26 protein-coding genes are annotated in these 24,852 nt (G+C 57.0%); 17 read left to right on the top strand and 9 right to left on the bottom strand.

The features are described 5' to 3' along the window. Nucleotides 1-40: 40 nt before the first annotated feature. Nucleotides 41-670 carry a YitT family protein gene (locus HZS52_RS01635; protein ID WP_022520226.1) on the top strand — a complete coding sequence of 210 codons (630 nt, stop codon included), beginning with the start codon at nucleotides 41-43 and terminating at the stop codon, nucleotides 668-670. 74 nt (nucleotides 671-744) lie between these two features. On the opposite strand, the gene HZS52_RS01630 is transcribed toward HZS52_RS01635, so the two are convergent. Further along, nucleotides 745-3,318 (bottom strand): heavy metal translocating P-type ATPase, encoded by a 2,574-nt coding sequence (locus HZS52_RS01630; protein ID WP_190374052.1) that lies wholly within the window; start codon nucleotides 3,316-3,318, stop codon nucleotides 745-747. After that, on the bottom strand, nucleotides 3,315-3,743 hold the full coding sequence (locus HZS52_RS01625) for a MerR family transcriptional regulator (RefSeq protein ID WP_022520224.1): 429 nt from the start codon (nucleotides 3,741-3,743) through the stop codon (nucleotides 3,315-3,317). The genes HZS52_RS01630 and HZS52_RS01625 overlap by 4 nt, the downstream gene beginning before the upstream one ends. Nucleotides 3,744-4,006: 263 nt before the next feature. Here HZS52_RS01625 and HZS52_RS01620 point away from each other — a divergent pair, with 263 nt between their 5' ends. From HZS52_RS01620 to rimI, 8 genes are all read left to right on the top strand, one after another. Continuing rightward, nucleotides 4,007-5,356 carry an OmpP1/FadL family transporter gene (locus HZS52_RS01620; RefSeq protein ID WP_022520223.1) on the top strand — a complete coding sequence of 450 codons (1,350 nt, stop codon included), beginning with the start codon at nucleotides 4,007-4,009 and terminating at the stop codon, nucleotides 5,354-5,356. A gap of 162 nt (nucleotides 5,357-5,518) precedes the next feature. Beyond that, nucleotides 5,519-6,617 (top strand): peptide chain release factor 2 gene (prfB, locus tag HZS52_RS01615; RefSeq protein WP_138800386.1). Its coding sequence is split into 2 segments (ribosomal slippage): nucleotides 5,519-5,593 and nucleotides 5,595-6,617, totalling 1,098 coding nucleotides; the frame shifts between segments, so codons are not numbered across the junction. A gap of 34 nt (nucleotides 6,618-6,651) precedes the next feature. Next, complete coding sequence (gene lysS, locus HZS52_RS01610) at nucleotides 6,652-8,163, top strand: lysine--tRNA ligase (RefSeq protein WP_022520221.1); 1,512 nt, start codon at nucleotides 6,652-6,654, stop codon at nucleotides 8,161-8,163. A gap of 84 nt (nucleotides 8,164-8,247) precedes the next feature. Next, on the top strand, nucleotides 8,248-8,634 hold the full coding sequence (locus HZS52_RS01605) for a hypothetical protein (RefSeq protein ID WP_022520220.1): 387 nt from the start codon (nucleotides 8,248-8,250) through the stop codon (nucleotides 8,632-8,634). A 251-nt stretch (nucleotides 8,635-8,885) separates the two neighbouring features. Next, nucleotides 8,886-10,289: an MFS transporter gene (locus tag HZS52_RS01600; RefSeq protein ID WP_022520219.1), complete on the top strand. Its 1,404-nt coding sequence runs from the start codon at nucleotides 8,886-8,888 to the stop codon at nucleotides 10,287-10,289. Between the two features lie 43 nt (nucleotides 10,290-10,332). Then, entirely contained in the window at nucleotides 10,333-10,641 is a 309-nt protein-coding gene (locus HZS52_RS01595; RefSeq protein ID WP_190374051.1) for a BolA family protein, read from the top strand. After that, entirely contained in the window at nucleotides 10,638-11,576 is a 939-nt protein-coding gene (locus tag HZS52_RS01590; RefSeq protein ID WP_159175991.1) for a hypothetical protein, read from the top strand. The genes HZS52_RS01595 and HZS52_RS01590 overlap by 4 nt, the downstream gene beginning before the upstream one ends. Then, nucleotides 11,566-12,015 carry a ribosomal protein S18-alanine N-acetyltransferase gene (rimI, locus tag HZS52_RS01585; protein WP_022520216.1) on the top strand — a complete coding sequence of 150 codons (450 nt, stop codon included), beginning with the start codon at nucleotides 11,566-11,568 and terminating at the stop codon, nucleotides 12,013-12,015. Before HZS52_RS01590 ends, rimI begins: the two co-directional genes overlap by 11 nt. Nucleotides 12,016-12,039: 24 nt before the next feature. Here the strand turns inward: rimI and zapB are convergent, their stop codons facing one another. Together zapB and rsmD are read right to left on the bottom strand one after the other, a co-directional pair. After that, nucleotides 12,040-12,234 carry a cell division protein ZapB gene (gene zapB, locus HZS52_RS01580; protein ID WP_022520215.1) on the bottom strand — a complete coding sequence of 65 codons (195 nt, stop codon included), beginning with the start codon at nucleotides 12,232-12,234 and terminating at the stop codon, nucleotides 12,040-12,042. A gap of 134 nt (nucleotides 12,235-12,368) precedes the next feature. Continuing rightward, the gene (rsmD, locus tag HZS52_RS01575; RefSeq protein WP_022520214.1) at nucleotides 12,369-13,013 is read right to left on the bottom strand and encodes a 16S rRNA (guanine(966)-N(2))-methyltransferase RsmD; all 645 of its coding nucleotides are present in this window, start codon (nucleotides 13,011-13,013) and stop codon (nucleotides 12,369-12,371) included. A gap of 90 nt (nucleotides 13,014-13,103) precedes the next feature. On the opposite strand from rsmD, the gene ftsY reads away from it, so the two are divergent. From ftsY to rpoH, 4 genes are all read left to right on the top strand, one after another. Next, on the top strand, nucleotides 13,104-14,405 hold the full coding sequence (ftsY, locus tag HZS52_RS01570; RefSeq protein WP_138800388.1) for a signal recognition particle-docking protein FtsY: 1,302 nt from the start codon (nucleotides 13,104-13,106) through the stop codon (nucleotides 14,403-14,405). Continuing rightward, the gene (ftsE, locus tag HZS52_RS01565) at nucleotides 14,402-15,070 is read left to right on the top strand and encodes a cell division ATP-binding protein FtsE (protein WP_022520212.1); all 669 of its coding nucleotides are present in this window, start codon (nucleotides 14,402-14,404) and stop codon (nucleotides 15,068-15,070) included. The genes ftsY and ftsE overlap by 4 nt, the downstream gene beginning before the upstream one ends. Continuing rightward, complete coding sequence (ftsX, locus tag HZS52_RS01560; protein ID WP_027957754.1) at nucleotides 15,067-16,116, top strand: permease-like cell division protein FtsX; 1,050 nt, start codon at nucleotides 15,067-15,069, stop codon at nucleotides 16,114-16,116. Before ftsE ends, ftsX begins: the two co-directional genes overlap by 4 nt. 211 nt (nucleotides 16,117-16,327) lie before the next feature. After that, nucleotides 16,328-17,194 carry an RNA polymerase sigma factor RpoH gene (gene rpoH / locus HZS52_RS01555; RefSeq protein WP_022520210.1) on the top strand — a complete coding sequence of 289 codons (867 nt, stop codon included), beginning with the start codon at nucleotides 16,328-16,330 and terminating at the stop codon, nucleotides 17,192-17,194. A 93-nt stretch (nucleotides 17,195-17,287) separates the two neighbouring features. Here rpoH and slmA read toward each other — a convergent pair whose 3' ends face one another. From slmA to coaBC, 5 genes are all read right to left on the bottom strand, one after another. After that, a complete protein-coding gene (gene slmA / locus HZS52_RS01550) occupies nucleotides 17,288-17,896 on the bottom strand; it encodes a nucleoid occlusion factor SlmA (protein WP_022520209.1) in 609 nt (202 codons plus the stop codon). A 19-nt stretch (nucleotides 17,897-17,915) separates the two neighbouring features. Further along, nucleotides 17,916-18,815 (bottom strand): acetylglutamate kinase, encoded by a 900-nt coding sequence (gene argB, locus HZS52_RS01545; RefSeq protein ID WP_007111740.1) that lies wholly within the window; start codon nucleotides 18,813-18,815, stop codon nucleotides 17,916-17,918. A 121-nt stretch (nucleotides 18,816-18,936) separates the two neighbouring features. Further along, complete coding sequence (locus tag HZS52_RS01540; RefSeq protein ID WP_009288615.1) at nucleotides 18,937-20,334, bottom strand: phosphomannomutase/phosphoglucomutase; 1,398 nt, start codon at nucleotides 20,332-20,334, stop codon at nucleotides 18,937-18,939. Between the two features lie 61 nt (nucleotides 20,335-20,395). Next, nucleotides 20,396-20,854 carry a dUTP diphosphatase gene (dut, locus tag HZS52_RS01535; RefSeq protein ID WP_009288616.1) on the bottom strand — a complete coding sequence of 153 codons (459 nt, stop codon included), beginning with the start codon at nucleotides 20,852-20,854 and terminating at the stop codon, nucleotides 20,396-20,398. Next, nucleotides 20,851-22,146, bottom strand: coding sequence for a bifunctional phosphopantothenoylcysteine decarboxylase/phosphopantothenate--cysteine ligase CoaBC (coaBC, locus tag HZS52_RS01530; RefSeq protein WP_190374050.1), 1,296 nt, complete (start codon nucleotides 22,144-22,146; stop codon nucleotides 20,851-20,853). The genes dut and coaBC overlap by 4 nt, the downstream gene beginning before the upstream one ends. Nucleotides 22,147-22,321: 175 nt before the next feature. Between coaBC and radC the strand changes: the two genes are divergently transcribed. The 4 genes from radC to mutM all read left to right on the top strand — a co-directional run bounded on the left by radC (nucleotide 22,322) and on the right by mutM (nucleotide 24,715). Beyond that, nucleotides 22,322-22,996 carry a RadC family protein gene (gene radC, locus HZS52_RS01525; protein ID WP_009288617.1) on the top strand — a complete coding sequence of 225 codons (675 nt, stop codon included), beginning with the start codon at nucleotides 22,322-22,324 and terminating at the stop codon, nucleotides 22,994-22,996. A 258-nt stretch (nucleotides 22,997-23,254) separates the two neighbouring features. Then, nucleotides 23,255-23,491: a 50S ribosomal protein L28 gene (gene rpmB, locus HZS52_RS01520; RefSeq protein WP_022520205.1), complete on the top strand. Its 237-nt coding sequence runs from the start codon at nucleotides 23,255-23,257 to the stop codon at nucleotides 23,489-23,491. A 68-nt stretch (nucleotides 23,492-23,559) separates the two neighbouring features. Beyond that, on the top strand, nucleotides 23,560-23,715 hold the full coding sequence (gene rpmG / locus HZS52_RS01515) for a 50S ribosomal protein L33 (protein ID WP_022520204.1): 156 nt from the start codon (nucleotides 23,560-23,562) through the stop codon (nucleotides 23,713-23,715). A gap of 157 nt (nucleotides 23,716-23,872) precedes the next feature. Continuing rightward, nucleotides 23,873-24,715, top strand: coding sequence for a bifunctional DNA-formamidopyrimidine glycosylase/DNA-(apurinic or apyrimidinic site) lyase (gene mutM / locus HZS52_RS01510; RefSeq protein WP_039860873.1), 843 nt, complete (start codon nucleotides 23,873-23,875; stop codon nucleotides 24,713-24,715). The last annotated feature ends 137 nt before the right edge of the window (nucleotides 24,716-24,852 follow it).

Genomic DNA, 24,852 nt, shown 5'->3' with positions numbered 1-24,852 from the left:
ACATTGTATCATCTACTGGCAACTTAAGTAAGGACGCCCCATGCGCGTGGAAGATTTACCCAAGGATCAGCATCGCCCCTATGAAGATATGATGGCGATGCTGCTGGGCACGTTCTTTGTCGCGCTGGGAGTGACCTTTTACACCCATGCGGTGCTATTGACCGGCAGTACGGCAGGCTTAGCGCTGCTGTTGAGCTACATCACCAGCAGCATTACCGGCTGGGGCTTTGGAGTGTACTTTTTTGCCATTAACCTGCCGTTTTACTACTTGGCGGTGAAGCGGATGGGGTGGAGTTTTACCCTACGCACCTTTGCCGCCATCGGCTTAGTATCGCTGTTTTCAGAGTTAACCCAAGGCTGGGTGCAATTTGCCAACGTGCCCTCGATCTACGCCGCCTTGATGGGCGGCGCGCTGATGGGCATTGGTATGCTGATGCTGTTTCGCCACCGTACCAGCCTGGGCGGTATCAATATCCTCGCGCTCTACTTGCAGGATAAACACGGCCTGCGCGCAGGCTATGTTCAACTGGCCATTGATGGCGTTATCCTGCTGGTAGCCCTGACCCAACTACCGTTGGACCGCGTGGGCTATTCGGTACTAGGGGCGCTGACGCTCAACCTGATTATCGCCCTGAACCATAAGCCAGGGCGATATATTGGAGTGAGCTAAAAACGTTTAGCCAAGCCAGAACCACCACACGATCAGTGCAATGAGCCCCAGGCCTGCCAAGTTGATCAATAAGCTCATGAGGCGTCCTCCTGGCTGGTTTTCCATAGCCGCAAGCGGTTGGCGTTACTCACCACGGTGATGGAAGAGAGTGACATGGCAGCGCCCGCTATCATCGGTGAGAGCAGCATACCGGTTAGCGGGTAGAGCACCCCCGCCGCGATAGGAATACACAGCAGGTTGTAGCCAAAGGCGCCCACCAGGTTCTGTTTGATATTGCGCAGCGTGGCGCGGCTGATCTCTATCGCTGACGCCACCCCGTGCAGCGAGCCGCGCATTAGCGTGATGCCCGCGCTCTCAATCGCCACATCGGTGCCTTGGCCAATGGCAAAGCCTACGTTCGCCCGGGCCAGCGCCGGGGCATCATTGATGCCATCGCCCACCATGCCAACGATTTCTCCCGCCTTTTGACGGCGCTCGATCTCAGCGTGCTTGTCCTCGGGTAGCAGGCCTGCGCGGTACTCATCAATACCCACTTCCTGAGCAATGGCCTTGGCGGTGTGCTCGTTATCGCCGGTTAACATGACAATCGTTAAGCCGTCTTTTTGCAGGCGCTTGATCGCGGCCACGGTGTCGTGGCGAAGCGGGTCGCTGATGCCAAACAGGGCGGCCAGTTTGCCATCCACCGCCAAGTACACCAGCGTGCGAGCCTGCTCTTCTAGGGCGCGTGCTTGCTCTTCACCCGCCTTGAGATCCACCCCTACCTCGCTCAATAGACGTGCATTGCCCAGCAGCAGCGCTTTGCCGTCGGCGGTTTGGGCTTTTACTCCGCCACCGGTCACGCTGTCGAAACCATTAATCTCGGCAGGGTTAGCCTCGTGTTCATCCGCGTAGGTCATTAACGCCGCCGCCAATGGGTGCTCGGAGCTGCGTTCCAGCGCGTGCACCAATGCCAGCGCGGTGGATTGCTCTACGCCAAACATCTGCGCATCAGTGACGCTGGGCTTGCCCTGGGTGAGCGTGCCGGTTTTATCGACTACTAGCGTGGTCAGCTTGCTAGCGGTTTGCAGCGCCTCGCCGCTGCGTACCAGCACCCCATGCTCTGCCGCTTTACCGACGCCGATCATGGTCGAGATCGGCGTCGCCAGACCCAGCGCGCAGGGACAGGCAATAATCAGCACGGTGGTCGCCGTCACCAGCATATGGATCACCTGGGGAGCGGGCCCTAGGTTGAACCACACCAGGGCCGTCAATACGGCAATGATCATTACCGCAGGCACAAAAACGCTGGAGACCTGGTCGGCTAGCTCGCCAATCGGTGGACGCGAGTTTTGAGCGCTCGCTACCTGTTCGGTAATCTGCCCCAGGCGAGTGTCGGTGCCCACCCGCGTGGCGCGATAGATCAAGCCGCCTTTGCCATTCACCGTGCCAGCGCTGACTTCATCTCCCGCGCTTTTGGCGATGGGGAGTGGCTCGCCGGTAAGCATCGACTCATCGATATGGCTTTGGCCTTCAACGACGTCTCCATCCACCGGTAAACGCTCGCCGGGGCGTACTCGTACGTGGTCGCCAGCGCGCACCGCATCAATCTCAATCTCCTGCTCGTGACCGTCGCGAATCACCCGCGCTGTTCGGCTCTGTAGATCAAGCAGGCGCTTTAGCGCATCGCTGGTGCGGCCCCGGGCACGTAGCTCCATGGCATTGCCGAGTAGAATCAGCCCGATCACCATGGCTGAGGCTTCAAAATAGATCCCCTGAGCGACTTCTGGCAGCCACGGCGCAAACAGCACCACGGCCATGGAGTAGAGCCAGGCGGTGCCGGTGCCCATGGCCACCAGGGTATCCATATTGGCTTGGCGATGCTTAAACTGCTTCCAGGCGTTGACGAAAAAGTGGCGTCCTGGGAAGGCCAAAATACCCAAGGTTAACAAGCCGATCACCAGCCAGTAGAGACGCCCCATGCCCATCGGGTGGGGATGGAAAAAAAGCATGCTGAGCATCAGCGGAATCGCCAGTGCCAGCGAGATCGCGCTGCCGCGCAGCCGTTTTTGGTAAGTCTTGGCATCCTGCTCTGCACGAGTGCGTTCTGCTTCCCGCATATCCACAATCGGTTCGGCGCCATAGCCAGCTGACTCAACGGCGGCGATTAACGCTTGGGTCTTTGCACTGCCAAACACCTGGGCGGAGTGGGTGCCAAAATTGACGCTGGCGGTGTCGACTCCCTCAGTTCGCTCTAGTGCTTTCTGCACGCTCTTAACGCAGCTGGCGCAGGTCATCCCGCTAATCGCCAGACGCTGCTTTTTACCTTGGCCTTGGGAGGGGGGACTTGCAGCCTTTTCAGCCTTAGCGGGTGGCGTGGTATCTGGTTGCTTAGTTGCTCCGTCTGGGGCTGCTTCCTCCAGCGCTGCTTCACCGGGCGGGTAGCCCGCCTCGGTCAAGCGTTGATCAAGCTCGGCGTCGGTTAGCGATGAAACAACCTCTAGGCGTTTTTCGCTAGGCGTGCCGATCACTTCGGCACTTGGGTCACCGTTTTGTACTGCCTCGCGCATACGCTTGACGCAGGCCTGGCAATTCATGCCAGGAATAGTTCGCGTGGTGACTCCATTGGCAGGGCTCACGTTTGAGGCGGCTTCGGTAGAGGCGTCGCTCATGGGGTCTCCTTGGTAGGCGTGGCGTCAGGAAAACTCTCAATCAGGCGGCACACGCTGTGGCCGTCGGGGGAGCCGTTGGGCATTTGCTGCCAGCTCTCCATGGCCTGTTCCATTCGTTCGGCTAGCGCTTCCAGCTCGGCAATACGTGCGCGGATTTGCGGCAGGCGGCTGGCGAGTAAGTCGCGTACCAGTGGGCAGGGAGAGTCGCCTTGGTCGGCGTGGGTCAAAATGTCGCGAATCTCAGCCACGCTAAAACCTAATTTGCGCGCCCGCTGAATAAAACGCAGCCGCTCTAAGTCGGTATCCGAAAATAGCTGATAGCCGTTATCCGGGTGGCGCTGAGGAGCAAGTAGCCGCTCACGAGCGTAGTGACGCACGGTCTCAGCGGTAACACCGCCCCGTTTGGCAAGCTCAGTAACTTTCATGGCCTGTTCTCCCGACCGGTTAAATAGTGGTTATTTAGTGTAGAACCTATGGGTAACCCATAGGTCAAGGCCTCTTGGCTCAGTAAGCTGAAATGACTAAAACACTGATTTAAAACGACCGTGCGACTAATGTATAAGCCAAAAATAAAATAAAACGAACGTTTGCCCTTGAACCTTTGGCTCAGTTGCGAGAAAACAGTCATGTAAAAATAAAGAGGGTGGATCGTCGGTATCCACTGGATCATCGGGAAGAGAGGCCCACTATGAATAATAAATTTAATAAGCTCACCCTGGCTGCTGCCATTACGGCCGCTTTTGCCAGCCAAGCCCACGCGGGCGGGTATCAAATTAACGAGCAGAGCGTGAGTGGGCAGGGCTATGGCCATGCCGGGCGAAGCTCTAACATCCATGATGCAACCATTGTGTACGGTAACCCAGCGGGTATGTCGTTTTTAGACCGTGCCCAGGTGACCGTTGGTGGCACGTATCTAAACGTGAATACTGACATCTCTAATGTCGAAGCTTCTCGCTATATCGACTCCGGGGTCGCGCTTGGTGGCGCGCCAAATGGCAATCAGATTCCCGTTGGTAGTATCCCCGGTGGGAATGATGGCGATATGGTGCCGGGGACGCCGATCCCCTTTGCGTTTTATGCGCACCCGGTGACCGACCAACTTGCATTCGGGTTTGGGGTGTATGCACCCTTTGGCTCAAAAACCGATTATGAAGATGATTTCCAGGGTCGCTACTTTGGCGACTACACCGAAGTCAAGGTGGTCAGTGCACAGCCGACGGTTTCTTACCGCTTTAATGACCAGTGGTCAGTAGGCGCGGGGATTACTTACAACCGTGTGGAAGGCGAACTACGCCGACAAGTACCCAGTGAGGCCACCTTTAACCCAGATGCCGACATCGACTCGCGGGTTGATGGTGACGACGAAGCGTGGGGCTATAACTTAGGCGTAATCTATCGTCCAGTACCTGAAACCACCCTGGGGCTGACTTACCGCTCGAAAGTAGACTACACCTTGGAAGGTGATTTTAGCGCTACTGATCCCCTGGGTAATGTCGTTCGCTCAGATACTGCTAGCCTGGATTTGACCACCCCTGAGACGGTTAACTTCTCGCTTACCCAGCAAATGACTGACCGTCTCAAGCTGATGTTCGGTGCATCCTGGGTGCGTTGGAGCCACTTTGATCAAATTTTGGTTACCGGCAGCCAAGGCGATACGATTACCCAAGAGTTTCAGAACTATTCAAACGCCTGGGCGTTTGCCACTGGCGGCGAGTACCAGTTAACCAAGACATTGGCGCTTCGTGCTGGGGTTACGTTAGACATGACGCCGACCAATGATGAGGATCGTAGCGTACGTATTCCTTCCGATGATCGGCGTATTTTCTCGCTGGGGGCAGGATGGAGCCCAACGCCTGACCTGACTGTCGATGTTGCCTACTCCTATCTGTCAGAGCGCGGCACCTTTGTTGAGCAGGATCGTAGCGACCTGCTGGCCAGCCAGGCCACGGGTGGCCAGCCGGTTGGCGGGGCCTCCTACTCAGCCGACTACAAAAACGAAGCTCACGGTTTTGGTGCTCAGTTAACCTATCGCTTTTAAGCCCTAAAGAGCCAAACCCCAATGAAACCCGGCGCATGCCGGGTTTTTTATTGCCTAGTGGCAGGCCATTGGATGCGGGGCGTGTCGGCTTTCGTTACACTATGCGCTTTTCTGATCGATACACCTCTGTACGATCCGAGTAGACCAAGCTAGGGCGATCCCATGTTGGAAACCAATCCGATTCACAACCAGCTCAAGGACCTGTCTGAGCGGACAGACGTTCTTAGGGGGTATCTTTGACTATGCCGAGAAGAAAGATCGGCTAGAAGAGGTCACCCGCGAACTGGAAGACCCCAATGTCTGGAACGATCCAGACTACGCGCAGAAGTTAGGCAAAGAGCGCGCCTCCCTCGAAGCCATAGTGGCCACCATTGATGAACTTGAGCAGGGCCTTGGCGATAGCCGGGATCTGCTAGAGCTTGCAGAAATGGAAGAGGATGAAGGCACCGTCGAAGAAGTGTGCAAAGAGCTGGACAGCATGCAGGCGGCGTTAGAAAAGCTTGAGTTTCGGCGCATGTTCTCCGGTGAAATGGATCAGAACAACGCCTACCTGGAAATTCAGTCCGGCTCTGGTGGCACCGAAGCTCAGGATTGGGCCAATATTTTACTGCGCATGTATCTGCGCTGGGCGGAGAGTCACGGCTTCAAAGCCGATATCACCGAAATCTCTGCGGGCGAAGTGGCGGGCATTAAGTCGGCCACGGTGCATATCCAGGGCGATTACGCTTTCGGCTGGCTGCGTACTGAAACCGGCGTGCACCGCCTAGTGCGTAAAAGCCCGTTTGATTCCGGTGGCCGTCGGCATACTTCGTTTGCCTCGGTATTCCTGTCCCCGGAAATTGACGACAGTTTCGAGGTAGAGATTAATCCCTCGGACTTGCGCGTCGATACCTACCGCTCCAGCGGCGCGGGCGGTCAGCACGTAAACACCACCGATTCGGCCGTGCGGATTACCCACGAGCCGACCGGTATCGTGGTGGCCTGCCAGGGGCAACGCAGCCAGCACGCCAACCGCGATTTTGCCATGAAGCAGTTGAAAGCGCGGTTGTGGGAACACGAGATGCAAAAGCGCAACGCCGCCAAGCAGGAGGCCGAGGACTCCAAGGCTGACATCGGCTGGGGAAGCCAGATTCGCTCTTACGTGCTGGATGATCAGCGCATCAAGGATTTGCGCACCAGCGTGCAGTCCAGCAACTGCGATAAAGTGCTCGACGGGGATATTGATCAATTTATCGTCGCCAGCTTGAAGCAAGGTTTGTAATTTTTTTAGCGTTTGAACATGAACAGGGTGCCCCATGGCTAACCAAGACGCGTCTCCTGCAGACAACGAAAACCACCTGATCGCCGAGCGCCGTGCCAAGTTGACTGCTCGCCGTGAGCGCGCCGCTGAGCAGGGAAAGAGTGCGTTTCCCAATGATTTTCGCCGCGACAGCCTAACCGTCGAGCTGCAAAATGCCTTCGGCGATAAAGACAAGGCCGAGCTTGAAGCGCTGGATCACCACGCCGCTGTGGCGGGTCGTGTGATGCGTCAACGTGGCCCCTTCATCGTCATTCAAGATGTGGCCGGGCAAATCCAGCTCTACGTGGATAAAAAGGGCCTGCCCGCCGACGTGCTGGAAGACGTTAAAAGCTGGGATATCGGTGACATCGTCGCTGCCCACGGGCCGGTGCATAAATCCGGCAAGGGCGATCTGTACGTGATGATGAAAGAGGCGCAGCTGCTCACCAAGAGCCTGCGCCCGCTGCCGGACAAGTTTCACGGCCTCACCGATATGGAAGCCCGCTATCGCCAGCGCTATGTGGATCTGATCATGAATCCGCAGTCGCGCAAGGTGTTTGAAACCCGCGCAGCGGTCATCAGCTCCATGCGCCGCTTCTTTGAAGCGCGTGGTTTTATGGAAGTAGAGACACCGATGCTCCAGCCGATCCCCGGCGGAGCGGCGGCTCGGCCGTTCATTACCCACCACAATGCGCTGGATATCGACATGTATCTGCGTATTGCGCCAGAGCTTTACCTCAAGCGTCTGGTGGTGGGCGGTTTTGAGAAAGTGTTCGAGATTAACCGCAACTTCCGCAACGAAGGGTTATCAACGCGCCACAACCCAGAGTTCACCATGGTGGAGTTCTACTGGGCCTATGCGGATTACCGCGACCTGCTGGATATGACCGAAGCGATGCTGCGCACCGCCGCTGAAGAAGTGCTCGGTAACTCAGTGATTGAGTATCAGGGCGCGAGCTACGATTTCGGCAAACCTTTTGCCCGCTTAACGCTACGTCAGGCGATTCTTGATCATGGAGACGGCATTGCCGACAGCGATTTGGATTCGCTGGAAGCGGCGCGGGCAACCGCCGAGAAACTGGGCATCAAGGTCAAAGAGAGCTGGGGCCTGGGCAAGGTGCAAACGGAGATATTCGAAGAGGTTGCCGAGCATAAGCTCGACCAGCCGACCTTTATCACCGAATACCCAGCTGAAGTGAGTCCGCTTGCCCGGCGTAATGACGCCAATCCCTTCGTTACTGACCGCTTTGAGTTCTTTGTCGGTGGTCGCGAAATCGCCAATGGTTTCTCGGAGCTTAACGACGCAGAAGATCAGGCGGAGCGCTTCCGTGCCCAGTCCGCGGAAAAAGATGCCGGTGACCTGGAAGCAATGTACTACGATGCAGATTACGTGCGTGCTTTGGAGTACGGCATGCCGCCCACCGCGGGCGAAGGCATCGGTATTGACCGCTTGGTGATGCTGTTCACCGACAGCGCATCGATTCGCGATGTGTTGCTGTTCCCGGCGATGCGCCCTGAAGTGGACTAACACGCTACGATAACGGATGAAAAGTTGGTAAGGGCGCGTTATAGCGCCCATAATGGTCAACGTTTCGACGGCGAGGAGAATCCCATGAAACTGCTTAACCGCTCCGCACTGAGCGTCAGGCCGACCCAGCCCTTTGTGGACTGGATCAACGCGCTGGAACCCACCATGGGAGACGACGACCTGACCCTGGACGACGTCGAACGTGAAAGTACCATTTACCTGATTCCAGAGATGGATACCCCGGAAGCGCTGGAAACTTTTGTGCGCGACCGCTACGTGGAAATTCTCGAGACTGAGCTGCGCGCTTGGGAAGAGGACGAACGGCAGTGGCCGGATAAACTCGACTGGGCATTGTTCCAGGAGTTTGTGCGCGTCGAGCACAGCTACCTGGCCATTGATCTAGACGACGAAACGGCGCTGGAAATCTCAGAAGTCGATGATGCGTTACTGCTCGATAGTGAGCAGGACTAGCCGTTAGCGTGCTAGTATTTAGGCAAGCCTAGTATTATTTAAGCTTAGTGGTTGCCTGAGCGGCTGGTTGCTAACAGCCAGCTAGCGCACTTCGAAATAGCGCAATACGGAACCGGCTTAGGCCGGTTTCTGTGTTTTTAAGACAATGTTTTTAAGATAGTGGTTTTTAAGACAGGATTTTGAATACCACTATTTGAGTCGTTTCGCTTTCACCGTTTTGTTTAAGATATCTCCTGCCTAGGAACGCTTGCATGCGACTGTTTGAAACCCGCCCCGGCGACGATGGCCTGCCTGGGCCTGAACGCGCCCTTGCCGTGCTGGCGCTGGTAACCGGTACCTTGATGGCGGTGGTCGATACCACCATGATCAATCTAGCGCTGCCCACTATTGCCGCCGACTTGAATGTGTCGGCATCCCGAGCGGTATGGATTACCAACCTGTTTCAGGTTGTTTGTGCGGCTTTTTTGCTCGTGTTTGCGGGCATTAGTGAATTGATCACACGTCGCAGGCTCTACCTGTTTGGACTGGCCACCTTTGTCGCGGCCGCGCTAGGGGCAGCACTATCACGCAATTTAGAAACGTTGCTGGTATTTCGTGCCTTTCAGGGGCTAGGTGCTGCGGCCACACTATCGATTGGCCCATCGCTCTATCGAGCCATTTTCCCCTCGCGCCTCTTGGGCAGCGCCCTTGGCTTGAGTGCCTTGGTGGTGGCCGGTGGGTACGCGGCAGGGCCCACGCTGAGTGGGGTAATCCTGTCCTTTGCCGACTGGCCCTGGCTGTTTGCGCTAAATGTGCCGCTGGGTCTTTGCTCGTTATGGCTCGCCAAGCGTGCGCTGCCCCGAGAAGAGCCACGCAAAGGCAGTTTTGATGTGGCTGGGGCGCTGCTCTCGATCGTTATGCTGGCCAGCTTCTTTATTGCCATGGACGCCGTGAGCCACGCCGCGCCGATTTGGCAAAGCGGCGGCTGGGTACTGTTGGCAGTATTGGCCTGTGCTGGGTTTATTGCGCGTCAGCGTCGTGCGCCGTATCCACTGTTGCCGCTTAGCGTGTTTGCCGAGCTGCGCTTTACACTGGCGGTATCGGCCTCTGGGCTTGCCTTTATAGGTCAGGGCCTTACGTTTGTAGCGCTGTCGTTTTTCTACCAGGAGCAGATGGGTTTTTCGCCACTGGAAACCGCTTGGCTGTTCACTCCTTGGCCACTGGCTATCATGTTCGTTGGCCCTGTAGCGGGGCGCTTAGCCGACCGTATTAATCCCAGTATTCTCTCCAGCGCGGGGCTTGGCCTACTTATCATTGGCCTGATTGCGCTGGCGCTGGTCGATGAGTCGACCGGCGTGGCGGGAAGTCTATGGCGCACTGCGCTATGCGGTATTGGTTTTGGCCTGTTCCAGCCACCCAACAATCGCGAAATGATGGGTAGTCTGCCACCGGAGCGCAGTTCCAACGTCTCTGGCGTCATGAGCACCACGCGTACCGTCGGGCAGTCGTTTGGCGTGGCCTTAGTCGGTGCTGCATTGGCGCTAGGCTGGCCGGTACAGGTAACGCTCTGGCTGGGGGCGGCGACCACGCTGCTGGCGCTCTTGGCAAGCGTGGCGCGTATGCCGCTGGCAAGGCGTGCGTTACACGCTCGACGGGCATCGTCTGCGGGCCAGTAAGCGCGTACAATAAAATGGTTTGTGATCTCTCAAGGAGAACCTTATGACGCTGCAGACACAGATTGAGCAGAAGTTAACGGCACTTGCGCCGGACGTGCTGCAGGTTGAAAACGAAAGCCACATGCACAACGTGCCCGCGAACTCTGAAACCCACTTCAAAGTGACGCTAGTGAGTGACTCCTTCGACGGCATGATGCCGGTGAAGCGTCACCAGCAAATTTATGCGCTGTTGGCCGATGAGCTTTCCGGACCGGTGCACGCCTTAGCGCTGCATCTTTATACCCCCAGCGAGTGGCAGGCACACGGCGGTGAACGCCCGAGCTCACCCAACTGTCGCGGCGGCGGGAAGTGAATCAAGAAGTTACTCGGCGCCACTACCTGGACGCCATGGGTATTACCGCCTGGGCCGCGAAGTACCAGTTGCCTAATGCGCTACCCACCGAGGCCTGCGAGTGGGAGGATTCGACGCCTGCCCCTACGCCACCTCGGGAGCGGCTACAGGCATTGCTGGACGACGCCCCTGCGCCCAAGCGGCAAACGTCCAAACCTCAACCGTCCGAACTTCAATCTTCCGACCCCCAGGCCTCAGGCGAAGCCATTGCCTCACCCTCGGCGGTGCGGGCACTGCTGGGTCAAGACAAGCAGCGTGCGGACAAGTCGGGCCAAAATAAGCCGGCGATTGCCAACCCGGAGACGGCGACTTCCAGCGCGGAAACCGTGCCAGCCAAACCGCTTAAGTTCGCGCTCTCCTGCGTTTGTCTTGAGGGCCGCTGGATGGTGCTGCAGGCGGGGGAAATGAGTCCGCTTGAGCAGCAGCTACTGGCCAACCTGTTACAGGCCGCGGGCATTCAGCGTGGAGCGTTGCCGGAAGTGAGCCACTTCACCTGGCCGCAAATGGCCAACGCCTTTGCGGTGGAGGATCCCCTGGACGAAGCCCGCGAGGGCTTGGCGGCGTTTATCGCTGGAAGCGCGAGCCGACAGGGGTGGCGGTTAGAGCGATTACTCTGGTGGGGTGAGTTGGAAGCCGAGCCTGATACCGAATCTGGAGCTGAACAAGCGCCGCTGGAGCGCATACTGAACGTGGCTGAAGGTCACAGCCAAACGCTTTCGCTGCCCTTATGGCAGGGCCCCTCACTTGGGGCGCTCCTCGACGGTAGCCATAGTAAGCGCGACCTCTGGCCAGCGCTGCAGGCGTTAGGCCAGCAGTGGGAAGCCGATAAGGCGACTGGCGCTCAGGCAGTGGGCACTCAGTTAGAAAGTGCTCAGCAGGCAACGGATGATCACTGAACTCAACGTTGAGCACCTAGCCCTACTGATTGCGCTTGAGTACCGGGCGCAGAGCGGTACTTCTGAGACGCAAATGCTGGCAGCGTTGGGCAGCCAGGATACCTGTGTACTGGGCTGGTGGCAGGATGAGCAGTTGTTAGGGTACGCCATTGTGGCGCGACTGCCGTTTGAGGCGGAACTACAAGCCATTGGGGTACACCCAGAGCAGCGACGCAGTGGAGCAGGTCGGGCGTTGATGGAGGTCGTGCTGTCCACCGCACGCGGCTGGCTGAGCGAGCGGCTGCTGCTAGAGGTGCGGGTGAGTAATCTTAGCGCTATCCGGCTCTACCAGCGCTGCGGGTTTAGCGAAGACGGACGGCGCAAAGGCTACTACCCACCGCTATCGTCGCAAGCCGCCGCCGGGCGTGAGGATGCGCTGCTGATGTCCCTGGTGCTTTAGGGCAGCAGCGCACTTATCCTGAGCCTAAGGCGTGCTGGAGGTTTCGAGGCTGTCGAACTTGCTGAGCAGGCTGTTGAGGCGACGCTCCCACTCTTCGCGCTCCTCTTTCAGCTTGGCGTTTTCGCCGCGCAGCTCTTCATTTTCCAGTTTCATCATCTCCAGTGCATCAACAGTGTCGGTGACTTTCTGCTCAAGTTGATTAAATAGCTCCAGACTCATGTATCTCTCCCTAGCGTAAAAACGAAAACCCAAAATAGGTCATAAAAAGGCACCCAAATAAACAAGCACAAAGCTTGTCAGTAGGGACGAATGAGGCGAGCGTAACGCCACCGCCGCGTGGCGGCAAGCGCTGTTTACGGTGCTTGACGTTGATAGAGCCGCGCAGTGCTTTCGCCCGCCTGGGTTTCGCGGTGCAATAGCCAGTTGGCGGGCACCTTGGGAGCCAGCGATGTCTCGGTTTCCAGGTAAATCATTGCCTCGTTATCCAGCCAGCCACTAGTTTCCAATGTCGAACAGCAGGGCGCGGCCAGCTGCTGATGGAAAGGCGGGTCAAGAAAGACCAGCGTATAGGGCTTGGCTGGGCGCGTCAGATAAGTCTGAACATCGTTAACATGCACCGCGCTTGCGGTAATATTGAGCGATGCCAGATTGGTCGACAGCTGCGCCGCTACCCGCGGGTCGCGCTCGACAAAATCGACCCAGGAGGCGCCGCGAGACACCGCTTCAATGCCTAGCGCACCGGTACCTGCGAACAGGTCGAGTACCTGCTGGCCGTAAAGCTGTTGGCCGAGCCAATTGAACAGCGTTTCACGCACTCGGTCTGGGGTTGGACGCAAGCCTGGGCTATCCAGCACCGGCAACTGACGGCGGCGGAACTCACCGCCGATGATGCGTAACTTACCAAGTGGCTTACCAACGGGTTTGCCAAGTTGTTGACCACCCCGCTGAGCAGGTGTGCGGCGGGATGTAGAGGATCGAGGGGGGCGTTGTCGTGTCATAAAGCGGATTGTAGCGGGCTGTTTATCCAAAGTCTTGGGTTACGGTGTTAGCATAACCTTAATGTCCACTATTTATGTCGGGTAACACTCATGTTTGGTTTTTTTAAACGCAAGAATAAGCAAGATCCGCAACAGGCGCCTCAAGACAAGCAGGCGCAGGAGGAGCAGTTAAAGGAGCAGCCTCAAGAGCAAGCCGATGAGATGGACATTGCAACGCCCGAGACTTCCACTGACGTTGTTGAAGAGACCTCAGAAGCGCCGGAAACTTTGCCAGAGCCAGAGCCAGAGCCAGAGCCAGAGCCAGAGCCAGAGCCAGAGCCAGAGCCAGAGCCAGAGCCAGAGCCAGAGCCAGAGCCAGAGCCAGAGCCAGAGCCAGAGCCAGAGCCAGAGCCAGAGCTGACGCCCGCGCCCGCTTTGCAAGAGAAACCGGTGGCTGACAAAAGCGACCAGAAAGGCTGGTTTGCGCGTATCAAGTCAGGCCTGGGGAAAACCCGTGCCAATTTAACCGATGGCATCGCCGATCTGTTTTTAGGTAAAAAACAGATCGATGACGAACTGCTGGAAGATCTGGAAACGCAGCTGTTAATGGCCGATGTGGGCATTGATGCGACGACCGAGATTATTGGTCGCCTGGAAGCGCGGGTCTCGCGCAAAGAGTTGAACAACCCAGAAGCCCTCTACCGTGGCCTGCAAGAAGAGTTGTCCGCCATGCTGGCGCCGGTCGCCAAACCGCTTGTACTGGAAAAGGCGGGCAAGGGGCCGTTTGTTATTTTAGTGGTGGGTGTTAATGGCGTGGGTAAAACCACCACCATTGGTAAGCTCACCCAGCGTTTTCAGCGCGAAGGCAAAAGCGTTATGTTGGCGGCCGGTGACACTTTCCGTGCCGCCGCTGTCGAACAGCTCAAAGTCTGGGGCGAGCGCAACAAGGTGCCGGTCATCGCCCAACACACCGGCGCGGACAGCGCCTCGGTGATTTATGACGCGGTAGCGGCCGCCACTGCGCGAGGTGTTGATGTACTGATCGCCGATACCGCCGGACGGCTACATAACAAAAGCCACCTGATGGAAGAGCTGAAAAAAGTCCACCGGGTGATGCAGAAGCTAGATGACACCGCGCCTCATGAAGTGATGCTAGTACTGGATGCGGGCACCGGGCAAAACGCGATTTCCCAGGCCAGCACCTTTAACGACGCCGTGCCGGTCAGCGGGATCACGCTAACCAAACTGGACGGCACCGCCAAAGGCGGGATTATTTTCGCGCTGGCTAAACAGCTGGAAACGCCGATTCGTTTTATTGGTGTGGGGGAGGGCATCGACGATCTGCGCCCCTTCGAGGCCAATGATTTTGTCCAAGCGCTATTTGACCGCCAAGGGGACGATGCCAGCGCATGATCGCCTTTGAGCATGTGGGAAAACGCTACGGTGGACGCTTTGAAGCGCTGGCACATCTTAACTTTCGGGTTGCCCGGGGCGAAATGGTGTTTCTTACCGGCCACTCCGGGGCGGGGAAAAGCTCGCTACTACGCTTAATCATGCGCCTTGAGAAACCTAGCCGTGGGCGCGTCGTCGTAGCGGGGCACGACATTGCCCAGCTGCATGCCAGCCAAGTGCCGTTCTATCGGCGCCAAATTGGCGTGGTTTTCCAGGATCATCAGCTGCTCTTTGATCGCAGCATTTTTCACAATGTTTCTCTACCGCTGGAGATTCAAGGGGTTGAACCTCGGGAAGCCGCCCGCCGTGTGCGTGCCGCGTTAGATAAAGTGGGGCTGCTGCATCGTGAAAAGGCGTTGCCCATAGAGCTCTCCGGCGGCGAGCAGCAGCGGGTCGGCATTGCCCGGGCGGTGGTTAATAAGCCCGCGCTCCTGCTTGCCGATGAACCGACGGGCAATCTGGATCCCCAGCTTTCGGCGGATATCATGGCGCTATTTGAGGACTTTAATCGGATTGGTACCACCGTGATGATCGCCAGCCACGATTTGGCCCTAATTGCCCGACTGCGCCACCGCATCCTGCGCTTAAGCGACGGCAGGTTGGTAGCCGATGAGGGGGCGGTATGAGGTCATCCGCGACACCCAAGCGTCGTCAGGGAGCAGCATTAAAAACGCCGCGCAAAGCCGCTGTTAAACCAGCGGTTGAGAAAGCCCAAGCGCCACAGCGGGGCGCCAGGTCGCAGCAAACGCGCTTTTCCAGCCGCCTGCGGGCATGGGGGCGCCATCACCGCAGTATGGGGTGGGATAGCTTTCAGCGCTTGATACGCTATCCGCTGGGTAATCTCCTGACCATGCTGGCGATCGCTATTGCACTGGTACTGCCTGCGGCGCTGTGGCTAACCCTGGATAGTGCCCGCCTGCTGGATGCAGAGCTTGATGAGAGCGCCACCCTAACGGTCTACCTGGAGTTGAGTGCTGATGATGCCCAGTCGCTGCGTATCGAGGAGGCGGTCAACGCGGAACCGGACGTGCTCGAAACCCAGCTGATCAGCGCCGAGCAGGGTATGGCGGAGTTCCAGCAGTCGCTGGGGCTCGATGATGCCTTGGCAGGGCTGGAGAGTAACCCGCTGCCTATCAGTATGGTGGTGCGCCCAGAAAGCGTTGATCCAGTTGCCATGCAGCAGTTGGCCGCCCGTCTTGAAGCGCTCGCTGGGGTGGATGAGGTGCGTCTTGACCTGGCCTGGGTAGAGCGGCTGAGAAACCTAGCCGAGCTAGGTCGCCGTGTAGCGCTGGCGCTAGGGGTGCTGTTTGGTTTAGGCGTGCTGCTGGTGGTCGGTAATACCATTCGTCTCTCGGTGGAGAGTCGTCGCCGGGAAATTGAAGTCGTGATGCTCATTGGCGCCACGCATGCCTTTGTGCGACGGCCTTTCCTGTACAGCGGTGCTTGGTACGGCTTAGGCGGTGGGCTGTTGGCACTAGGTTTGTTAGGTCTGGGCAATCACTGGCTTTCCCTGCCGGTATCCGCTCTGGCGGCAAGTTACGGGGCGAGTTTTTCTTTACCCCAACTCGACGTGACAGGCTCTACAATTCTGCTATCTTGCAGTACACTACTAGGTTGGTTGGGTGCCTGGTTGGCGGTGACTCGTCACCTTTCGAGTATTCGGCCAAGATAATTGATGAATTCTAAGCAGCTAATGCGATACTGCTGGTAATGCTTAACCTGCGAACTTTATGCTTGCGTTAAGGTCTCAGTATCGCAGACATTCGTATGACTGAATGTGTATGACTGAATGTGTATGACTGAATTAGTATCACGGTTTTGTAATAGGTTATTGATAACGTGCTACGTCAACCACGATGGGTTACAGGGGAGACCACCTGCACATGAGCACTAGTCTTCTACCGGTGGGGCAGCTTTCGCCCGGCGGCGATCTGGGCGGTTATATCCGCGCAGTCAATGGAATTTCGGTATTAACGGCCGATGAAGAGCGTGAGCTCGCTTATCGCCTCTATGATGAAGGCGATCTGGAAGCCGCTCGTCGTTTGGTACTGTCGCATTTGCGCTTTGTGGTGCATATCGCGCGTAGCTATTCGGGCTATGGGTTGCCCCAAGCGGATTTGATTCAAGAAGGTAACGTTGGCTTGATGAAAGCCGTCAAGCGCTTCGATCCGAACCAGGGCGTTCGTCTGGTTTCGTTTGCCGTGCACTGGATTAAAGCAGAAATTCACGAATTTGTGTTGCGCAACTGGCGGATCGTTAAGATTGCCACGACCAAAGCCCAGCGCAAGCTGTTCTTTAACCTGCGCGGTGCGAAGAAGCGTTTGGCGTGGTTGAACAACGACGAAGTGGACGCCATCGCCAAAGATCTCGACGTTAAGCCCGAGATCGTGCGCGATATGGAAGGGCGCTTGTCGTCTTACGATGCAGGCTATGATGCTCCGGCAGGCGATGATGAAGAGAGCACCTATCAAGCGCCGGTGCACTTCCTGGATGATTCCGCTTCCGACCCTGCCACGCAGTTGGAAGATAGCAACTTCGAGGAAGACTCGACGCGCCGTTTGCAGCTTGCCCTCGAAGGGCTTGATGAGCGCTCGCGGGATATTCTTCAGCGCCGCTGGTTAGCCGATAGCAAAGAGACGCTGCATGATCTGGCCGACGTCTACGGCGTCAGCGCGGAGCGTATTCGCCAGCTCGAAAAAAATGCCATGAAAAAGCTGCGTCAGAAAATGGGTGAGGAAATGGTCGCCTAAGACCACGCTGAATGCACAATTTGTGGCTTTTCAGCATTAAAAAAACCGGCTCCCGTTAAAGGAGCCGGCTTTTTGTGCAGCCAGCACGCGAGCCTAAGCAGGCTGTGCCGTGGCGCGCAGTAAGTGGGCCGACAGCAGCGACCACTGATCTTCCCAATGTTCGGTGGGCAAGCGCTTAAAGTCGCTGCGCACATACTGTGAAATTCGCCCCTCCGCCTGGGCCGCTAACAAATTGGCAGCGGCAGAGGCCGGAATCGTGGGGCGTAGACCTTCACGCAGCTCGGCTTCGCGCAGGATCTGCTTGAGCTGCATTTCCAGGCGTTCAAACAGCTGATTAACCCGCTGGCGTAGCCGGGCGGTTTCGCCGGTGAGTACGTCGCCGCCCATCACCCGCGCCAGGCCAGGGTTTTTCTCAGCAAAGCCCAGCAGCAGCGCAAGTATGGTGCCGCAGCGGGAAGTGGCGTCGGGAACGTCTTCTAAAATACGCGTGATGCGGGCAAAAATGCTCTCTTCAATAAAGTCGATCAGCCCCTCAAACATTCGTGCTTTGCTGGGGAAGTGGCGGTAGAGCGCCGCTTCTGAAACGCCTACCTGGCGGGCGAGGGCGGCTGTGGTAATGCGCTTGCCGCTATCTTCCTCAAGCATCAGTGCCAGGGCTTGGAGAATCTGCTCGCGGCGGCGAGGTTTTTGATCTTCGCTCATAATGTGACCTCCGTCGCGGTTAGCTCGCGTCCTTGATTTGAGTACCTACCCCAGCGTTGGTGAAAATTTCCAGTAACACCGCGTGGGGGACACGGCCATCAATAATGTGCGAGCTGTTCACGCCGCCCTTCACTGCATCCAGCGCGCAGCGGATTTTGGGCAGCATGCCGCCATAAATCGTGCCATCGGCGATCAGGTCATCCACCTGAGCGGTGCTTAAACCGGTGAGCACTTCACCTTCGGTGTTCATTAACCCGGCGACATTGGTGAGTAGCATCAGCTTTTCTGCATTGAGCGCTTCGGCGATCTTTCCCGCTACCAGGTCAGCGTTGATATTGTAGCTGTGGCCTGCGGCGTCGACGCCAATCGGTGCAATCACCGGAATAAAATCACGCGCTGCCAGCATCTCGATAAGCTCGGTTGAGATCGACTCCACTTCGCCCACATGGCCAATATCGATGATCTCGGGCGCCGTCATTTCGGGACTTTGGTGCTCAACTTTGAGCTGGCGGGCACGAATTTGTGAGCCATCTTTACCGGTCAAGCCAATCGCTTTACCGCCGCTTTGATTGATCAGGTTGACGATGCTTTTGTTGACCAAGCCGCCCAGTACCATCTCGACCACGTCCATGGTTTGTGAGTCGGTAACGCGCATGCCGTTGACGAAGCGAGATTCAATGTTGAGCTTTTTGAGCAGGTCTCCGATCTGCGGCCCGCCGCCATGCACCACCACCGGGTTGATGCCGACTTCCTTCATTAACACGATATCGCGGGCAAAGGAGTCGATCAGGGTGCTTTCGGTCATGGCGTTACCGCCATATTTGACCACCACGGTTTTGCCGGAGAACTGCTGAATATACGGGAGGGCTTCGGAAAGCACCTCCACAACGACCTGGGGATCGCGACTGGCTGAACTCATGAGGTTGTCCCTTGCGAACGTTTATTATGCTGCTAACGTTTATGCTGATTAAGTGATGAGGGTCGCGCTTTCTAGGTGGTCGCGATCCCTCCAGCCCCGAGCTATTTAAAGAGCTATCTGTCTACTGGGGGAGCTCAATGTCTGGCGCGACGCGCCGAAGCGCGTCGTTAAAAATTGCTTTGATGCGTGCTAGCGCGGCCTCGTCTTTCCCTTCAAAGCGCATGACCAGTGCAGGCGTGGTGTTCGAGGGGCGGCACAGCCCCCAGCCATCCTGGTAGTCAACGCGAATGCCGTCCAAAGTTGTTTTTATACCTTCGCCGAAGTCGCCCTCGCGAGCAAGCTTATCCACCAGAGAAAATTTGTTATCGTCGGTAACCGCTATATTAATTTCCGGTGTGGCAACGTCTTGAGGGAAGTTGGCAAAAAAAGTATCGGCGTCGTCGGCTTGATTGGCGAGAATCTCTACCAGCCGAGCGGCGGCGTAGAGGCCATCGTCAAAACCATACCAGCGCTCTTGGAAAAAAATATGCCCACTCATCTCGCCACCAAGCTGAGCGCCGGTTTCCTGCATACGCGCCTTGATCATCGAGTGCCCGGTACGCCACATTTCCGGTTCGCCGCCGGCCTTGCTGATCACTTTGACCAAGTTGCCAGTGCACTTAATATCGAAAATAACCTTGGCCCCAGGTTGGCGCGCGAGCATATCGGTGGCAAACACCATCAGCAGGTGGTCGGGATAAATCAGCTTGCCAGTGGGTGTGACAACGCCCAGACGGTCGCCATCACCATCGAAAGCAAGGCCAATGTCGGCCCCGGTTTCGTGCACTTTGCGGATCAGATCCTGGACATTTTCCGGCTTGCCCGGATCAGGGTGGTGATTGGGGAAATGGCCGTCAATTTCCGCAAACAGCGGGATGGTCTCAATACCTAACCGTGCCAGCAGCTGCGGACCGAGTTCCCCGGCAACGCCGTTGCCGCAGTCGACCACGGCTTTTATCGGTCGGTTGATCTTAACGTCGCCTAGAATGCGCGTTAAATAGCGTTCACGAACATCCTGCTGGGTGATACTGCCTTGAGCATTGTCTAAGCTACTGTCTAGGTTGCCGGACTGGATACGTTCAAACAGGGCTGTAATCGCATCACCAGAGAGCGTTTCGCCGCTCAGCACAATTTTAAAGCCGTTATAGTCAGGCGGATTGTGGCTACCGGTGACCATTACGCCTGATTGGGTGCCTTCCAGTATGTGAGTGGCGAAGTAGAGCACCGGGGTGGGCACCATGCCGATATCGATCACATCGCGCCCTGCGGCGTTCAGGCCACGCATCAGCGCTGCCTGCAGCCGAGCGCCTGAAAGGCGACCGTCGCGGGCGACTACCACGCTGGATTCGCCCCGCGCGGCGGCCTCAGAGCCGACAGCACGCCCGATCATTTCTACCGTCTCTTCAGTGAGCGTGTCGTCAACGATACCGCGAATATCGTAGGCGCGAAAAATCGAAGCGGGTACAGACTGTGCGTTCATAGGGCTTCCCAGCTAAATAGACGTTTCCTTAAAAGGGTTCCTAAACAGGCGCGACCACTCGTTACTGACTGCCCGTACTGCCAAACCCGGCGCCGCCCCTTGAGGAGTCTTCAAACGCGTCCACCAAGGAGAGTTCGGCCTGTACCACAGGCACAAGCACGTACTGTGCCAGCCGATCGAAGGGGGTTAGCGTAAACGAGCTCTGACCACGGTTCCAGACCGAAATCATTAGTTCGCCCTGGTAATCTGAGTCGATTAAACCCACTAAATTGCCTAGCACGATGCCATGTTTATGCCCCAAACCGGAGCGCGGTAGGATCATGCCTGCCAAACCCGGATCTTCAATATAGATGGCAAGGCCGGTGCGTACGAGCTGGCAATCGCCGGGCGCTAATATTAACGGCTCATCCAGCAGGGCGCGCAGATCCATTCCCGCCGAGCCAGCTGTCGCGTAGGCAGGGAGGTAGTCGTGCAAACGCTCATCTAATACTTTGCACTGCAGGCGGGGGCGGGCACTCATGGGGATTCTCCAGATGTTTTCGTAGCGGCTGTTGTGGGTAGTAGGGCGAGCGCTTGACGGATGATGGTGGTGGCCAGCTGTGTCTTCGGCTGTGCAACTTCTGAGCGGCTCTCGACGCCTTGAGGGGTGCGCCAGAGTATCCAGGCGGCGTTCTGGTCGCTGCCAAAGCCCAGGCCAGCCTGGGAGACGTCGTTGGCGACGATCATATCCAGCCCTTTGCGCTGTAATTTATCCCGTGCGTAACGCTCAACCTCCTGGGTTTCGGCGGCAAAGCCGATCACCAGCGGGCGCTGTTTGGCGGGCAGTGCCGCGACGCCGGCGATGATATCGGGATTTTTAACCAGGGTCAGGGTGAGTGTGTCGCTATCATCCTGCTTTTTGAGCTTATGCTCGGCAGGGGCTGCCGCGCGATAGTCGGCGACAGCCGCGCAGCCGATAAACAGCGCCGCTTGAGGCGCTAGCCGCTGAGCTTCAGCGTGCATCTGCTCGGCTGACTCAACGTCAATTCGCGTCACGCCCTGGGGAGTGGGTAGGTCAACCGGCCCACTGATCAGCGTCACCTTGGCCCCTTCAGCTACCGCGGCTACGGCCAGGGAAAAGCCCATTTTCCCCGAGCTGTGATTGGAGATGTAGCGCACGGGATCCAGTGGCTCACGGGTAGGGCCAGCGGTGATCACAATATGGGGTGCATGTGAGTGAGGCGCTGTGGTGATAGGGGCAGCAAACAGCGCCGTAACCGCGCTAAAAATCTCTTCAGGCTCGCTCATGCGGCCTGGCCCCACATCGCCACAGGCCTGGTCACCGGCGGCGGGGCCTATGAGCTGCCAACCGTCATGCTCAAGCTGCGCTACGTTACGCTGGGTGGCGGGGTGGCGCCACATAGCCTGGTTCATCGCCGGGGCAATCAGTTTGGGCGCTTCTGAGGCCAGGCAGAGCGTAGTGAGCAGGTCGTCGGCCATACCGTGCACCAAACGAGCGATAAGGTCGGCAGTCGCCGGAGCGATCAGCACTATATCCGCCCAGCGGGCCAGCTCAATATGGCCCATGCCCGCCTCGGCTTCGGGGTCGAGTAAAGAGGTGCGCACAGGCTCGCCGGAGAGCGCCTGCAGCGTGAGCGGGGTAATAAAGGCCTGGGCCCCGTCGGTCATCACCACGCGCACCTCGCAGCCCACCTGCTTGAGCAGGCGCACAAGCAACGCGCTTTTGTAGGCAGCGATACCCGCACTAACGCCGAGCAGTACGCGTTTGCCGGCGAGCGTCGACGCGCTTGTCGAGTTAACAGCAGAGGCCATGGTCAGTGATCCATATCCGCGTTCGTAAGGAGGCTTACCATACCATTGGCACCAACAATTTGGCATATTGAGCACAAACAAGGTTAAGCTAGGTTTAATGAGGCTTATGGCTGTAAAGCTATGCGTGTTGAGGCTGGCTTCGATCGACAAAGATGGGCAGCGCGGGTGAGGTGCGATGGGAATTAATCACTGGCCGGAAGGTGAGCGGCCCCGGGAAAAGCTATTAAATACTGGCGCCCAGGCGCTCTCAGATGCCGAGTTGCTGGCAATTTTTTTGCGTGTTGGCGTACAGGGTCGTTCGGCGGTCGATTTAGCGCGGGATTTACTCAGCAGTTTCGGTGGTTTGCGCCAACTGCTAGAGGCCGATCAGGAAAGCTTCTGTGCTGCCCGTGGGTTAGGTAGCGCCAAGTACGCTCAGCTCCAGGCGACGCTTGAGCTGTCGCGGCGCCATTTAGCCAGCCAGTTGGCGCGGGGCAATGCGCTGACATCACCTGCCTTGGTGCGCCACTACCTGAGTTCGCAGCTACGCCATTTAGGGCATGAGGAGTTTGCGGTGCTTTTTTTGGATACTCAGCACCGAATTATTCGCTATGAATCGCTGTTTCGCGGTACCCTAGACAGCGCATCCGTTTACCCCCGCGAAGTTGCCAAGCGCGCATTAGAGCTGAGCGCTGGCGCCGTTATCCTGGCGCATAACCACCCTTCTGGTGTGGCAGAGCCAAGCGATGCTGATCGACGTATCACGGAACGCCTCAAAGAGGCGCTGGTACTTTTTGACGTGCGCGTGCTGGATCATTTCGTGGTGGGGGATGGAGAAGTGATCTCTTTTGCCGAGCGCGGCTGGCTATAAGCAGTATAAGAATGCACTGTTCTATGCCGTTTTGATTAAGTAAAATGAGCAAAAAAGTGCTTTTCCAGCCTTTTTTGTGGGTTTTGCTTGCTGTAAGTCGGGTGCTCTGGTATAAAGTGCCACCTTTAAACTTGGGTTGAATAACGGATTTGGATAAAGCTTGGCGGTTAACGGCGTCGACACCTTCCCTGCTCCGGTTTGCCCGACAGTTTTGAACACTCAGGTTATTATATCCTGGCCAAGCAGTTGGAGGCTCTAATGTCCAAAGTATGTCAGGTTACCGGCAAGCGTCCGGTAACTGGAAATAACGTTTCACACTCCCAGCGTAAGACACGTCGTCGTTTCTTGCCGAACCTGCACACCCATCGTTTTTGGGTTGAGTCTGAGAACCGCTTCGTCAAGCTGCGCGTTTCCACTAAAGGAATGCGCATCATCGACAAGAAAGGTATCGACACAGTTTTGGTTGCTATTCGTAAGCGTGGCGACGCTATCTAAGCCAGCTTTATTATACAAAGCCCTTTGGGCCAGGTATTTTGGGCCAAGCATTTTGGGAGAGTTAAACCATGCGCGATAAAATCAAGTTGGTGTCCAGTGCCGGTACAGGCCACTTCTACACCACTGATAAGAACAAGCGGAACACTCCGGATAAATTCGAATTCAAGAAATTCGACCCGGTCATCCGTAAGCACGTGATCTACAAGGAAGCGAAGATCAAGTAATCGCTTTTGCGATGTTGATCGGCTTCCACTGCAGGCGAGCGCCTGTTCAAAAACCCGGCCTCAAGCCGGGTTTTTGCATGCATGTCTTTCGTGTGTCGCATGCTTCGCTAAACCACCTTCATTAGGCTGTCACTACAGGCAGGTACGATGTCTAAATATGCCCGAACTTCCTGAAGTTGAAACCACCCGACGCGGGATTGCTCCCTATATTGAAGGCCAGGAAGTCACCGAAGTGCTGGTGCGTCAGCCGCGGCTGCGTGTGCCTGTGCCCGATGATCTGGCCGAGCGGTTGGTAGGTGCGCGCATTGGGGTGTTGATGCGGCGGGCAAAATACCTGCAGATTCCTATCCAGGCTGGCGGCGCGCTTGAAGGTGACGCTAGCGCGACGCTGCTCTGGCACTTGGGTATGTCGGGCAGTCTGCGGATTGCCCGGGTGGGGGATTTGCCTAAAAAGCATGACCACGTGGACGTGGTGACTGCCAGCGGCTATGTGCTGCGCTATCACGATCCCCGTCGGTTTGGCTTTGTGGATTGGCAGGTCGCAGACGCAGCGCAGGATAAACGGCTTGCTCACTTGGGCCCTGAGCCGCTGTCTGATGCGTTTAACGGCAAATGGCTCTACACGCTCTCGCGTAACAAGCGCGTGGCAGTAAAACCGTTTCTGATGGATAACCAGGTGGTTGTTGGTGCCGGGAATATCTACGCGGCAGAGGCGCTATTTATGGCCGGCATTGATCCCCGCCGCGCGGCGGGAAGAGTTTCCCGTGCTCGCTATGACGCCTTGGCCCTGGCCGTGAAAGAAGTGCTGGCGGCGGCAATTACCCAAGGTGGCACCACGCTGCGGGACTTTGTCAGTGGCCAGGGTGAGCCCGGCTACTTTGCCCAACGCCTTAATGTTTATGGCCGCCACGGCCAACCCTGTTTGCGCTGTGGCGCTGAGCTTCGGCGCATTACGCTTGGCCAGCGTGCTAGTGTGTTCTGCCCCGGCTGCCAGCGCTAATGGCTACCTATCAGTGCTACTGTTTTATTTAAGTATTGCTTTGCCTCATCTTTTGCCTTGTCTGAGTTTTTAAAACACGGGTTTTTAAGCCCAGGTTTTAAGACACAGGTTTTTAAGGCAAGGTTTTAAAGACAAAA

This window comes from Vreelandella titanicae (genome assembly GCF_014697095.1).
GTDB lineage: Bacteria > Pseudomonadota > Gammaproteobacteria > Pseudomonadales > Halomonadaceae > Vreelandella > Vreelandella titanicae.
Note: the sequence above shows the minus strand (reverse complement) of the source record. Positions and strands in the feature narration are given on the sequence as shown.